At 71.0% G+C, this 12495-nt stretch carries 15 protein-coding genes; 7 read left to right on the top strand and 8 right to left on the bottom strand.

What is annotated here, in order from left to right; all coding sequences use genetic code 11:
• Window positions 1-20 precede the first annotated feature (20 nt).
• A complete protein-coding gene (locus EUA93_RS12945) occupies window positions 21-812 on the top strand; it encodes an amino acid ABC transporter permease (protein WP_129400515.1) in 792 nt (263 codons plus the stop codon).
• Entirely contained in the window at window positions 812-1573 is a 762-nt protein-coding gene (locus EUA93_RS12940) for an amino acid ABC transporter ATP-binding protein (RefSeq protein WP_129400514.1), read from the top strand. Before EUA93_RS12945 ends, EUA93_RS12940 begins: the two co-directional genes overlap by 1 nt.
• A 16-nt stretch (window positions 1574-1589) precedes the next feature.
• Here EUA93_RS12940 and EUA93_RS12935 read toward each other — a convergent pair whose 3' ends face one another.
• The gene (locus EUA93_RS12935) at window positions 1590-2396 is read right to left on the bottom strand and encodes a hypothetical protein (RefSeq protein ID WP_129400513.1); all 807 of its coding nucleotides are present in this window, start codon (window positions 2394-2396) and stop codon (window positions 1590-1592) included.
• A 108-nt stretch (window positions 2397-2504) separates the two neighbouring features.
• Entirely contained in the window at window positions 2505-3416 is a 912-nt protein-coding gene (locus tag EUA93_RS12930; protein ID WP_129400512.1) for a LysR family transcriptional regulator ArgP, read from the bottom strand.
• A gap of 72 nt (window positions 3417-3488) precedes the next feature.
• On the opposite strand from EUA93_RS12930, the gene EUA93_RS12925 reads away from it, so the two are divergent.
• From EUA93_RS12925 to EUA93_RS12915, 3 genes are all read left to right on the top strand, one after another.
• Window positions 3489-4088: a LysE/ArgO family amino acid transporter gene (locus EUA93_RS12925; protein ID WP_129400511.1), complete on the top strand. Its 600-nt coding sequence runs from the start codon at window positions 3489-3491 to the stop codon at window positions 4086-4088.
• 165 nt (window positions 4089-4253) lie between these two features.
• On the top strand, window positions 4254-4700 hold the full coding sequence (locus EUA93_RS12920; protein WP_242497357.1) for a MarR family winged helix-turn-helix transcriptional regulator: 447 nt from the start codon (window positions 4254-4256) through the stop codon (window positions 4698-4700).
• A complete protein-coding gene (locus EUA93_RS12915; RefSeq protein ID WP_242497356.1) occupies window positions 4697-5968 on the top strand; it encodes an MFS transporter in 1272 nt (423 codons plus the stop codon). The genes EUA93_RS12920 and EUA93_RS12915 overlap by 4 nt, the downstream gene beginning before the upstream one ends.
• Window positions 5969-5983: 15 nt before the next feature.
• On the opposite strand, the gene EUA93_RS12910 is transcribed toward EUA93_RS12915, so the two are convergent.
• Together EUA93_RS12910 and hppD are read right to left on the bottom strand one after the other, a co-directional pair.
• A complete protein-coding gene (locus EUA93_RS12910; protein WP_129400509.1) occupies window positions 5984-6760 on the bottom strand; it encodes a helix-hairpin-helix domain-containing protein in 777 nt (258 codons plus the stop codon).
• A gap of 170 nt (window positions 6761-6930) precedes the next feature.
• A complete protein-coding gene (gene hppD, locus EUA93_RS12905; RefSeq protein ID WP_129400508.1) occupies window positions 6931-8166 on the bottom strand; it encodes a 4-hydroxyphenylpyruvate dioxygenase in 1236 nt (411 codons plus the stop codon).
• Between the two features lie 64 nt (window positions 8167-8230).
• On the opposite strand from hppD, the gene EUA93_RS12900 reads away from it, so the two are divergent.
• Window positions 8231-8719 carry an Lrp/AsnC family transcriptional regulator gene (locus EUA93_RS12900; protein ID WP_129400507.1) on the top strand — a complete coding sequence of 163 codons (489 nt, stop codon included), beginning with the start codon at window positions 8231-8233 and terminating at the stop codon, window positions 8717-8719.
• On the opposite strand, the gene EUA93_RS12895 is transcribed toward EUA93_RS12900, so the two are convergent.
• Window positions 8700-9227: a PaaI family thioesterase gene (locus tag EUA93_RS12895; RefSeq protein ID WP_129400506.1), complete on the bottom strand. Its 528-nt coding sequence runs from the start codon at window positions 9225-9227 to the stop codon at window positions 8700-8702. The two genes, EUA93_RS12900 and EUA93_RS12895, sit on opposite strands and share 20 nt — an antisense overlap.
• Window positions 9228-9283: 56 nt before the next feature.
• Between EUA93_RS12895 and EUA93_RS12890 the strand changes: the two genes are divergently transcribed.
• A complete protein-coding gene (locus tag EUA93_RS12890; protein ID WP_129400505.1) occupies window positions 9284-9775 on the top strand; it encodes a winged helix-turn-helix transcriptional regulator in 492 nt (163 codons plus the stop codon).
• Here EUA93_RS12890 and EUA93_RS12885 read toward each other — a convergent pair.
• Genes EUA93_RS12885 through EUA93_RS12875 form a run of 3 tightly spaced genes read right to left on the bottom strand, consistent with a single transcriptional unit; the run spans window position 9768 to window position 12492 of the window.
• Window positions 9768-10403, bottom strand: a complete 636-nt coding sequence (locus EUA93_RS12885) for an IclR family transcriptional regulator (RefSeq protein ID WP_129400504.1) — start codon at window positions 10401-10403, stop codon at window positions 9768-9770. The two genes, EUA93_RS12890 and EUA93_RS12885, sit on opposite strands and share 8 nt — an antisense overlap.
• A 38-nt stretch (window positions 10404-10441) precedes the next feature.
• Window positions 10442-12220 carry a DEAD/DEAH box helicase gene (locus EUA93_RS12880; protein ID WP_129400503.1) on the bottom strand — a complete coding sequence of 593 codons (1779 nt, stop codon included), beginning with the start codon at window positions 12218-12220 and terminating at the stop codon, window positions 10442-10444.
• A complete protein-coding gene (locus tag EUA93_RS12875; protein ID WP_129400502.1) occupies window positions 12217-12492 on the bottom strand; it encodes a DUF3039 domain-containing protein in 276 nt (91 codons plus the stop codon). The genes EUA93_RS12880 and EUA93_RS12875 overlap by 4 nt, the downstream gene beginning before the upstream one ends.
• Between the last annotated feature and the right edge of the window lie 3 nt (window positions 12493-12495).

Raw genomic sequence — 12495 nt, 5'->3', positions numbered from 1 at the left:
GACGAAGGTGACGTGAGTCCATGGCCAGTCCCCGTCAGCGCGCTGCCCGGTGGCGCTACGTGCAGTACGCCGTCCTCGTGGTCGTGCTGCTCGCCATCTTGTTCGTCGCCGACTGGGGGCAGATCCAGCGGGCGTTCTGGAACTGGGAGCTCGTCAAGGAGCAGTTCCCCCGCGTCCTGACGGTCGCGCTGAAGAACACGCTGATCTACACCGCGTGCGGGTTCGCCTTCGGCCTGCTGCTCGGCCTGGTCCTGGCGTTGATGCGGCTCTCCAGCGTCGGTCCCTACCGGTGGCTCGCGACCGGCATCATCGAGCTGTTCCGCGGCCTGCCCGCACTGGTGGTCTTCATCGCGCTCAGCGTGGGCTTCAACCTCGCCTTCCCGGCCTACGAGATCCCCTTCGGCAACCTGGGCGTCGTGACCCTGGCCCTCGGCCTCGTCGGCGGCGCCTACATGGCCGAGACGATCCGCGCCGGCATCCAGGCCGTCCCGAAGGGCCAGCTGGAGGCCGCCCGTTCGCTCGGGATGTCGCACGGTCGCGCCATGGTCAGCGTGGTGATCCCGCAGGCGTTCCGCATCATCCTCCCGCCGCTGACCAACGAGCTGATCCTGCTGACCAAGGACTCCTCGCTGGTCTACATCCTCGGGCTCTCGCTGTCGGGCTACGAGCTGACCAAGTTCGGCCGCGAGGGCATGAACTCCGCCTCCAACCTGACCCCGATCATCGTGATCGGGCTGTGCTACCTGCTGATCACGGTGCCGTTGTCGATCGTCGTGCGCCGCATGGAAGCCCGCGCCGAGAGGGCCCGCTGATGACCAGTCCCACCACCCCGACCGACCGTTCCACGGCGGCGATCGACGTCCAGGACCTCCACAAGTACTTCGGCGCCAACGAGGTGCTCAAGGGCATCGACTTCCACGTCAGCTCCGGACAGGTCGTGTGCGTGATCGGCCCCTCCGGCTCCGGCAAGTCGACCCTGCTGCGGTGCGTCAACATGCTCGAGACGCCGACCAGCGGCAAGATCTTCGTCGCGGGCGAGGAGATCACCGACCGGGACGCCGACGTCGACAGGCTCCGCGCGAGCATCGGGATGGTCTTCCAGCAGTTCAACCTCTTCCCGCACATGACGGTCCTGCGCAACCTCACCATCGCGCAGGAGAAGGTGAAGGCCCGCAAGAAGGAGGAGGCCGTCGAGGTCGCCCGCGCCACGCTCGCCAAGGTGGGACTGTCCGAGAAGGAGTCGGCCTACCCCGCGCACCTCTCCGGTGGCCAGTCGCAACGCGTCGCGATCGCCCGGGCCCTGTCGATGAGCCCTGACATGATGCTCTTCGACGAGCCCACGTCGGCCCTCGACCCCGAGCTGGTCGGTGACGTGCTGGCCGTGATGAAGGACCTGGCCTCGGAGGGCATGACCATGATGGTCGTGACCCACGAGATGGGCTTCGCGCGCGAGGTCGGCGACAACCTGGTCTTCATGGACGGCGGCGTCATCGTCGAGGAGGGCGACCCGCGCGAGGTGCTCGCCGACCCCCAGCACGAGCGGACGCAGTCGTTCCTCTCGAAGGTGCTCTAGCCGGCCCGGACCGCGCTCAGCCCCGCTTGCACTGGCTCGGCGCGGTGACCTTGTTGTCGAAGATGTACTTGGGCGCGTTGATGCCGCTGTCGTCCTGCGAGGCCTGAAGCGTCATCGCCCACCAGCCCGCGTTGCGGGTGTCGATGTTGGCGCGCTGGGCCTTCGGCAGCTTCTGCCACATGCTGTTGACGTCGATGCCGACCTCGATGAGCGGACCGTGGGGCGCGAAGAAGGCGCTTGCCTCGGTGTCGTAGGGGACGTTGGCGAGCGCGGGGACGAGGCCGCGCGGCAGGCCCGGCGACACGGACTTGAACCCGATCGCGACGGAGACGTCGTCACCGTCGGCGGAGATCGCGCGCGCGGTGGCGAACGGCCACGTCGGGTCGAGGTCGGTCGGCAGCGCCCAGGTGCGCTCGGCGTCGCCCGTGACCTCGGCCCAGCAGTCCGCGGCGTTCGGGCCCCAGAGGTCGCTGTTGAAGTAGGCGCGGTCGTTGACCACGAGGTAGTCGATCTGCTGGGAGACGCCGTCGACCACCGAGTCGACGGACAGCTGGCTGTAGCCGGTCGAGGGGCTGTAGCGGCCCTCGAGGTCGACGAGCCGCTTGCCGCCCTTGTCCGGGTTCTTGGTGAGCAGCTGGCCGTGCCACTCGATGATGCCCATCTTGTCGACCTGGCCCACCATGGCCTCGAGCTTCTGCCCCAGGAGCTGGGAGTCCTCGGTCTTGGTGGCCGCGGCGGTGCCGGAGCCGCCGCACCCGGTCACGGTGACGAGCAGGGCGGCGCCGAGAGCGACGGCCCAGGTCGCGTTGCGGGTGCGTGCCACGGGGTTCCTCGATCAGGTCAGTGTGACGAGCGCGGTGCCCGCACAGCGCGAGCGTAGGGACGGCCCCGACGCCGTGTCAGAGGAATCGACATTCTGCTTCGTCAATGTTCATGCAACCATCCAGTCGCGGGCAGCGCTGACCACGGCCTCGGTCAGGTCGGCCACGAGGGACGAGCCGAGCCGCCAGTGCTGCCAGTAGAGCGGAACCTCGGGCCGCCGACCGGGCACGAGCTCGACGAGGTCGCCGCGCGCGAGCTCGTCGGTCACGTCCGACTCCGGCAGCAGGCCCCAGCCCATCCCCACCCGCACGGCGCGGTCGAACTCCCGCACCGAGGGGAGGTACGTCACCGGCGGCGCGAGGTGGCGGCGGGTGACGCGGCGGATGAAGTCGTGCTGCAGGGAGTCGCTGCGGTCGAAGGCGACGATCGGTGCCTCGGCGAGGCTCGCCGCGCCGACGCCCTCGGCGAACTGGCGCGCGTGGAACTCGCGCGTGGCCACCGCGGCGTACTTGAGCCGACCCAGCCGCACCACCCGGCAGCCGGGCACCGGCTTCGGCTCCCCCGTGATCGCCGCCATCACCTCCCCGCGCCGCAGCCGCTCGGCCGTGCGGGTGTGGTCCTCGCGCACGACCTCGAACACGACCCGGTGCCGGGTCTGCACCTCGGCCAGCGCGTCGACGAACCAGCCGTAGAGGGCGTCGGCGTTCACGGCGATCGGCAGGGAGGTGTACGACGTCGAGTCGTCGTCGACCTCCTCCACGAGCTCCGAGACGGCCTCACGCTCCAGCAGCTCGGTCTGGGTCGCGAGCCGGACGAGCACCAGGCCGGCCTCCGTCGGCTCCAGGGGCTTCACCCGGTGGAGCAGCACGCGGCCGATCCGGGTCTCCAGCGCCTTGATCCGCTGGCTCACCGCGGACGGCGTGACGTGGAGCTCGCGCGCCGCCGACTCGAAGGTGCCGAGACGCACGGCGACCGCCAGTGTGCGCAGGGCCACAGGGTCCAGCTGAGTGAGGTCTTTCATACTAAGAGATCCTAATGATTCCTCAGAATAGTTCGCTGGATTGACGGCCCGATTGTTTCTACAGTTGTGGACATGTTCCAGGTCGCACTCACCGGTCTCCTCACCGGACTCGCTCTCATCGTCGCCGTCGGCGCCCAGAACGCCTTCCTCCTGCGTCAGGGCATCCGTGGCGAACAGGTCCTGCCGATCGTGCTGACCTGCCTGATCTCCGACGTCGTCGCGATCAGCCTCGGCGTCGCCGGCCTCGGCGTGGTCCTCGAACGCTGGCCCGGCGTCCTCCCGATCGCCCAGGTGCTCGGCGGCCTCTACCTGATCGCGTTCGGCGTGCACGCCGCGATGCGCGCGTGGAAGCCCGGCAAGCTCGACGCCGGCGAGGGCTCTGCCCTGACCCCGGGGCGCGCCGTCCTGCTGACCCTCGCCCTGACCTGGCTCAACCCGCACTTCTACCTCGACGCGGTCCTGATGCTCGGCACCGTCGCGAACAGCTTCGGCGAGGACCGCTGGTGGTTCCTGGCCGGCACCCTGACGGCGAGCGTGCTCTGGTTCTTCGGCCTCGGCTTCGGCGCCCGGCTCCTCCGGGGCCTGTTCGCCCGCCCCGCCGCCTGGCGCGTGCTGGACTCCGCGATCGCCGTGATCATGGGCGCGCTCGGGATCGGCCTGCTCGCCCACTGAGCTCCACGCCTCACCCCCCTCCTCGCGTGATCCCTCAGTGATCCCCGGTCAGCCGGGGATCACTGAAGTTGTCAGGCGGTGCACAGGCCGACAAGTTCAGTGATTGACAGTGGAATGAGTCACCAACGGTAGATCTACATAGGTTTTCTATGTATCTTGGAGGTCGTGACCGACTCCCTGCCCGCGCTCGCCAGTGACCTCGTCGTGCTGGCCGCCCGGTTGACCCGCGCCGTGCGGCGCGAGCTCGAGCACCCTGCGGGGACGCGTGCCCTCTCGCTGCTCGACGAGCTCGGTCCGGTCGGCGTGACCGCCCTCGCGGCGGCCGACCGGTGCAGCCAGCCGACGATGACCGGCACCGTCAAGACGCTGCTCGAGCAGGGTCTCGTCGACCGCGAGCCGCACCCGACCGACGGTCGAGCGCACGTCGTCGTGCTCACCGGCTCCGGCCGGGCCGAGCTCGCGCGCATCCGCCGGGCCAACGCCGAGCTCGTCATGGCCCGGCTGGCCGAGACCCACCACACCGCCGAGGAGGTCGCGACCACCGTCGCGGTGCTCCGGGACGTCCTCGACCTGACCAGCAGCCCAGAGCTGCAGGAGGACACCACCCCGTGAGCAGCCCATCCACCAGCACCACCACTCCGGACACCCCGGCCACCGGGACCGGCTCGATCCTCCAGCAGCCTCGCGCCGTCTGGGCCGTCGCCTTCGCCTGCGTCATCGCCTTCATGGGCATCGGCCTGGTCGACCCGATCCTCAAGGAGATCGCGGCCAAGCTCGACGCCACCCCGAGCCAGGTCTCGCTGCTCTTCACCAGCTACATGGCCGTCATGGGCGTCTCGATGCTCGTCACCGGCGTCGTCTCCAGCCGGATCGGCCCGAAGCGCACGCTGCTGGCCGGCCTCGCGCTCATCATCGTCTCCGCCGGCCTGGCCGGGATGTCCGGCAGCGTCGGCGCGGTCATCGGCTTCCGCGCCGGGTGGGGCCTCGGCAACGCACTCTTCGTCGCCACCGCGCTGGCGACCATCGTCAGCGCCTCCGCCGGCCCCGTCGGCCAGGCGATCATCCTGTTCGAGGCCGCGCTCGGTCTCGGCATCGCCTCCGGACCGCTCATCGGCGGCCTGCTCGGCGGGATCTCGTGGCGCGGTCCGTTCTTCGGTGTCTCCGTGCTGATGGCCGTCGCGCTCGTGGCGACCGCGATCTTCCTGCCGTCGACTCCCCCGACCGGACGTCCGACCTCGCTGCTCGACCCGTTCCGCGCCCTGCGCCACCGCGCCCTGCTCCTGCTCGCCCTGGTCGCGATCTTCTACAACCTCGGCTTCTTCACCCTCATGGCGGCCGGCCCGTTCGCGCTGCCGTCGTACTCGATCATGGGCATCGGCTGGACGTTCTTCGGCTGGGGCCTGCTGCTGGCCTTCACCTCGGTGTGGCTCGCGCCCCGCCTGCAGCGCAGGTTCGGCACGCTCCCGACGCTGACCGCGGTGCTCGCCCTCTTCGCGCTCGACCTCGCGGTGATGGCGCTCGGCGCGGACCACGAGCCCGTCGTGACCGCCGGGATCATCGCCGCGGGCGCCTTCCTCGGCGTCACGAACACCCTCGTCACCGAGGCCGTCATGGGCGCTGCTCCCGTCGAGCGGCCGATCGCGTCGGCGGCGTACTCCTTCGTCCGCTTCACCGGCGGCGCCGTGGGTCCGTTCGTCGCCCTCAAGCTGGCGGAGAAGATCGACCTCCACGCCCCGTTCTGGTTCGGTGCGGCGGCCGTCGCCGTCGGTGTCGTGATCGTGGCGGCCGGCTCGCGCACGATCAGCGACGCCCTCGGCGCGAGCCCGGCCGAGCACGGCGTGACCGAGGCCGAGAGCGAGCTCGTCGGCGACCTCGCCTGACCCCGCTGCGCCGACCTACAGCTCGGCCAGCGCCTCACGGAGTCGGGCGATCGCGATCGGCCCGACTCCGTGCATGGCGGCGAGCTCCTCGGTGGAGTACGCCGCCACCTGCTCGAGCGTGGTCACGCCGGCCTCGCGGAGGGCTCGGGTCGCAGGCGCTCCGATCGAGCGGGGCAGCTGGGTGCCCTGCTCACGCGGTGTGCGGAGCCGCGGCTCGGGAAGGCCCGCGTCGACGACGGCCTCACCCCGCGGCGACAGCAGGTAGCCGATCGCCAGCGACTCGGTGAGCCCCAGCTCCTTGAGCTTGCGCACGTCCTTCTTGAAGTCCGGGGTCTCCCGGCCCACCTGAGCCGCCAGGTCGGGAGCGCGGACCGTGGGGTTGAGGTCGATCAGGTCGAGGGTCTCGCGCGTCCAGGCACCGGAGGCCGACGACGCGTCGAGACGGTCCAGCCGGGCGAGGATGGTGGCGAGCTCGTCGGCCGTCGGCACGGCGGACCGCAGGGCCTCGCGCGGGTCGGGTCCGGCGTACGCCACTCCGATGCGCCACGCCGGGTCCTCCGGCCGCGCCGCGAGACCCTGCTTCAACGCCGCCAGCGAGGCGGCGCCCGCGCGGCGCGCGTCGTCGGCCCTGAGGCTGCTGACGCTCACCTGCTCGACGCTCGTGACCTCGATGACGCCGACGGACGTCCGCATCCGGGTCCCGACGACCACCCGCGGCCTGGCCCACCGGCGGAACGCCAGGTCGATGGTGCCCGCCTTGATCGAGGCCAGCTCGGCCGGTCGGATCATCATGGGTGTCAGCCTAGGGGCCTCGAGGGGCGGTGAGTGGCCCACGTTCTCGGCCCCCGAATCGTGGCTGACGCACCGCCCGCCTGCGTGTCGTACGTCGACATGCGCAGCGGCGGTGAGTGAGCCACGCTCGGAGGCTCAGGAACGTGGCTCACTCACCGCCCCGAGACACCTCAGAGGTTGCCGCGGGCGTCCTGCTCGCGCTCGATGGCCTCGAAGAGCGCCTTGAAGTTGCCCTTGCCGAAGCCGAGGGAGCCGTGGCGCTCGATGAGCTCGAAGAAGACCGTGGGCCGGTCGCCCAGCGGCTTGGTGAAGATCTGCAGGAGGTAGCCGTCCTCGTCGCGGTCGACCAGGATGCCGCGCTTCTGCAGCTCCTCGATCGGCACCCGGACCTGGCCGATGCGCGCGCGCAGCTCGTCGTCCTCGTAGTAGGAGTCGGGGGTGTTGAGGAACTCCACGCCGTTGGCGCGCAGGGCGTCGACGCTGGCGAGGATGTCGCCGGTCGCGACCGCGAGGTGCTGGGCACCGGGGCCGTTGTAGAACTCGAGGTACTCGTCGATCTGCGACTTCTTCTTCGCGATCGCCGGCTCGTTGAGCGGGAACTTCACGCGGTGGTTGCCGTTGGCGACGACCTTCGACATGAGCGCGGAGTAGTCGGTGGCGATGTCGTCGCCGATGAACTCGGCCATGTTCACGAAGCCCATGACGCGGTTGTAGAACTGCACCCACTCGTCCATCCGGCCGAGCTCGACGTTGCCGACGATGTGGTCGAGCGCCTGGAAGATCCGCTTCGGCTGGCCGTCCTTCTTCGCCCACGAGGGGGACGCCGCGACGTAGCCGGGGAGGTAGGGCCCGGCGTAGGCCACCCCGTCGACGGTGCGCTGCACGAGGGTGTGGCGGGTCTCGCCGTAGGTCGCGATCGCGGCGATGCGGACGGTGCCGTGCTCGTCGGTCACGTCCTCCGGCTCGCGCACGACGGTCGCGCCGGCCTGGCGCGCCTGGGCGATGCACTGGTCGACGTCGGGCACCTCGAGCGCGATGTCGACGACGCCGTCGCCGTGCTTGGCGTGGTGCGCGATCAGGTCGCTGTCGGGCGAGACGGCGCCGCTGAGGACGAACTTGATCGAGCCGGACTTGAGGACGAACGACTTGTGGTCGCGGTTGCCGTTCTCCGGGCCCGAGTAGGCGATGAGCTCCATGCCCCACGCCGAGGCGTAGTAGTGGGCGGCCTGCGTGGCGTTGCCGACCACGAAGCAGATCGCGTCCCAGCCGGTGACCGGGAACGGGTCGGACTCGGCGTCGTACTCGACGAGCCCGACGAGCTGCTGCAGCTGCTCGAGGGAGAGGTCGGCCTTCATCTCGTCCACGGTCAGGGCGCCACCGGTCGAGGCGATGTCAGTCGTCGTCATGGGTCGAACTCTGCCCAGTCACGGCAAGGTGTGCAACAGTACGTCGAAATGCTGAGCATGTTGTATGACGGAGGGCGACCAGGTGGACGAGATCGACGGCAAGGTGATCGAGCTCTTCGCCAACGAGCCCAGGCTCGGCGTGCTGGAGGCCAGCCGCCGGCTCGGCATCGCCCGCGGCACGGTGCAGGCGCGCCTGGACAAGCTCACCGCCGCTGGCGTGATCACCGGCTGGGGGCCCGACCTCTCCCCCGAGGCGATCGGCTACCCCGTGACGGCGTTCCTGACGCTGGAGATCCGGCAGGGCGCGGGCCACGACGCGGTCGCGCACCACCTCGCGGACATCCCCGAGGTGCTCGAGGCCTTCACGATCACCGGTGCCGGTGACATGTGGGCGCGCGTCGTCGCCCGGTCCAACGCCGACCTCCAGCGGGTGATCGACCTGGTCCTCACCGAGCCCGGCATCGATCGCTCGACCACGGTGATCGCGCTCGCGACGCAGATCCCCTACCGCGTCGTGCCGCTGGCGGCAGCGGCTACTCGCCCGGACGCATGATCAGGCAGGTCGACGTGGCGTGGGCGACCAGCCTGCCCGCGCCGTCGGTGAGCTGCGCCTGGGCGAGCGCCGTACGACGACCGCGCTGGATGACCGTGCCCTCGCACGTGAGCAGGCCGGAGTCCACCGTCACCGGGCGCAGGAACTTCACCGTCAGGTCGACCGAGGTGTAGAGCTCACCGACGGCCAGGGTCGAGTGCACGGCGCAGCCCGTCCCGGTGTCGAGGAGCGTCGCGATCACGCCACCGTGGACGCCGCCGAGCGGGTTGTAGTGGAACTCGGCGGCCGGCATCTCCGCGACGACGCGCCCGCGCTCGGCCCGCAGGTCGGTGAAGCCGAGGGTCGCCATGATCGGCGGCGGCGGCATCAGCCCGTCGCGCATGGCGTGCAGCTGGCCGAGCCCGTCGAGCTCGAGCAGTGCCGCGAGGTCGCCCTGGCCCGGCGTGGCCCACGTGAAGGTGCGGCTCTCGGTCTCGAACCCGGGCGCCGGCTGCTGGGTCTGCGTCATGGATCCAGCGAAGCACTCCCTTGCTGAGTCTGTCAACAAGACCTAGGGTGACGGCCATGACGGCGACGACCCCCGGCGCTCCCGCGGCCCTCCAGTGGTCCACCGACAACTGCACGGTCGGACGGACGATGGAGGTCCTCGGCGAGCGCTCGACCATGGTCGTGCTGCGCGAGGTCTTCAACGGCGTGCGCCGCTTCGACGACATGCGCCGCCACTCCGGCATCCCGCGCCAGGTGCTGACGAACCGGCTCGCGCTCCTCGTCGACGCCGGCATCCTGCGTCGCGTGCCCTACCGCGAGCCGGGCCAGCGCGAGCGCCACGAGTACCGCCCGACGGAGAAGGGCTTCGACCTCTACCCCGTCCTGGTGGCCGTGCGCGCCTGGGGCGACCGCTACCTCGCCGACCCGGAGGGCTCGCCGGTGGAGTTCGAGCACGTCGGCTGCGGCGCCGAGGTCGAGGTGGTCCTGCGCTGCCGCGACGGGCACGAGGTCACCGGTCGGCGCGACGTCGCCGCCCGACCCGGGCCGGGGGTCAGGCCCTTCAGCTGAGCCGCTCGGCCACCTCGCGCGCGGCCGCGATCACCTGCGGCGCCACGACGTCCTCGTCGATCGACTCGTCGAGCGTCACGATGCCCACGCTCGCGCGCAGCCCGTCGACGCCGCGCACGGGTGAGGCCAGCCCCCGGGCGCCCGACTGGAGCTCGCCGATCGTGACGGCGTACGCCGCCCCCTCGCCGTCGAGCAGCCCGATGGCCTTGCCGGCCGCGCCCTGCGTGACGGGGTGCCGGGCGCCGACCCGGTAGGACACGTGGAAGTCGGTCCACGTCGGCTCCACGACGGCCAGCGCCAGGGCCTCGTCGCCGTCGGCGACGGTCAGGTGCGCCGTCGAGCCGATCGACTCCGCGAGCCGTCGCAGCACCGGCATCGCCAGGTCGCGCAGGAGCGGCTGCACGCCGCTCGCCAGGTGCAGCACCCCGAGGCCCACGAACAGGCGCGAGCGCGCGTCGCGGCGCACCAGCCCGTGCTGCTCGAGGGTGCTGATCAGCCGGTAGACGACGGTGCGGTTGACCTCGAGGCGGGCCGACAGCTCGGTGATCGTCAGGCCCTCGGGACTCCCGGCCAGCACCTGCAGGACCCGGAGCCCACGGTCGAGCGTCTGCGAGGTCTCCGAGGCCATCCGACCAATCTAGGCCACCTCGAGCAGATCTGACCCGATCAGCTCGACTGGCGCATCGCCCACTCGCGGATCCGGTTGATCCGCTCGCTGAGCTGCTCGGCGTTGGCCACCGCCGCGGGCGGTCCACCGCACTCCTTGCGGAGCGCCGCGTGGGTGATGCCGTGGGCCTGGCCGGTCCGGTGGTGCCACGCGGCGACGAGCCCGTTGAGCTCGCGACGCAGCACCCCGAGCTGCTGGTGGGTGCTGAGCTGCTCGACGGACTCGACGACCCGGTCGACCTTGCCCTCGGTCCGCTGCTTGCGGGCCCGCTCGCTCTGCCGCGAGTGCAGCAGCTCGCGCACCTGGTCGGCCTCGAGCAGGCCGGGGATGCCGAGGAAGTCCATCTCCTCCTCCGACCCGACGTGCACCTCGCCCGAGTGGCCGAACTGGGCTCCCTCGTAGAGCACGTGGTCGAAGGACGCGGTCGAGCCGAGCGCCTCCCACGACATCTCGAGCTCGTCGGACGCGCCCTCGCCCTGCTGCGACTCCGCGAGCAGGCCCTCCTCGGCGGCGAAGATGTCGTCCTCGTCGTTGACCCGGCGCCCGAGCACGTGGTCGCGCTGGGCCTCCATGTCGGAGGCGAACTCGAGCAGGTGCGGGACCGACGGCAAGAACACCGACGCGGTCTCGCCGCGCGACCGGGCACGCACGAATCGGCCGACGGCCTGGGCGAAGAAGAGCGGCGTGGAGACCGTCGTGGCCCACACCCCGACGGCGAGCCGCGGCACGTCGACGCCCTCGGAGACCATCCGCACCGCGACCATCCAGCGGTCCTCGGAGTGGGTGAACTTCTCGATCTTCCTCGACGAGCCCTTCTCGTCCGAGAGCACGACGGTGGGCGCCTCCCCGGAGACCTTCTTCAGGATCGCCGCGTAGGCACGCGCGCTCTCCTGGTCTCCGGCGATGACCAGCCCGCCGGCGTCGGGCACGTGGCGTCGTACCTCCGAGAGCCGCTTGTCGGCAGCCTCGAGCACCGCCGGGATCCAGGACCCCTTCGGGTCGAGCGCGGTGCGCAGCGCCTGGGCGTGCATGTCCTTGGTGAGCGGCTCGCCGAGCCGGGCGACCACCTCGTCGCCGGCGCGGGTGCGCCACTGCATCTCGCCGGAGTAGGCCATGAAGAGCACGGGGCGCACGACGTGGTCGGCGAGCGCGTGCGCGTAGCCGTAGGTGAAGTCGGCCGCCGACGTCGGGATGCCCTCGTCGCCGGGGGTGTAGCTGACGAACGGGATCGGGTTGATGTCGGAGCGGAACGGCGTCCCGGTCAGCGCGAGCCGGCGGGTGGCCGGGTCGAACGACTCGCGGACGCCCTCGCCCCACGACAGGGCGTCGCCTGCGTGGTGGATCTCGTCGAGGATGACGAGCGTCTTGAAGCGCTCGGTGCGGATGCGCATCGCGAGCGGGTTGACCGCGACCCCGGCGTAGGTCACCGCGATCCCGACGTAGTCGTCGGACGTCTTGCCCTTCCCGGCGGAGTACGTCGGGTCGATCGGGATGCCGGCCCGCGCCGCGGCCTCGGCCCACTGGGTCTTGAGGTGCTCGGTCGGCGCGACGACGGTGATCCGGTCGACGACGCGCCGGCTCAGCAGGTCGGCGGCGACCGTCAGCGCGAAGGTGGTCTTGCCGGCGCCGGGGGTCGCGACGGCGAGGAAGTCGCGCGGCTGCCGCGACTGGTAGGTGTCCATCGCCGCCTGCTGCCAGGCACGGAGGGAGGGCGCGGTGCCCCAGGCGGCCCGGTCGGGCCACGCGGGGGGCAGCGGCAGCTCAGGCCGCCCGGTCACGCCTCGGGACCCGAACCGGAGTCGTCGCCACCAGGCTTCATCGACTCCCAGATCTCCTTGCAGTCCGGGCAGACAGGGAACTTCTCGGGAGCGCGCGAGGGCACCCAGACCTTGCCGCACAGGGCGATCACGGGGGTGCCCAGGACCATCGCCTCGGTGAGCTTGTCCTTGGGGACGTAGTGCGAGAACCGCTCGTGGTCGCCCTCGTCGGTGGGCACCGTCTGTCGCTCTTCGACCGTCTGGCTGCCAGGCGAGAATCCGATGGTGCTCATGAT

This window comes from Nocardioides oleivorans, assembly GCF_004137255.1.
In the GTDB taxonomy this organism is placed as follows: Bacteria; Actinomycetota; Actinomycetes; order Propionibacteriales; family Nocardioidaceae; genus Nocardioides; species Nocardioides oleivorans.
The sequence above is the reverse complement of the archived record's forward strand: the minus strand, read 5'-3'. Positions and strand labels throughout refer to the sequence as shown.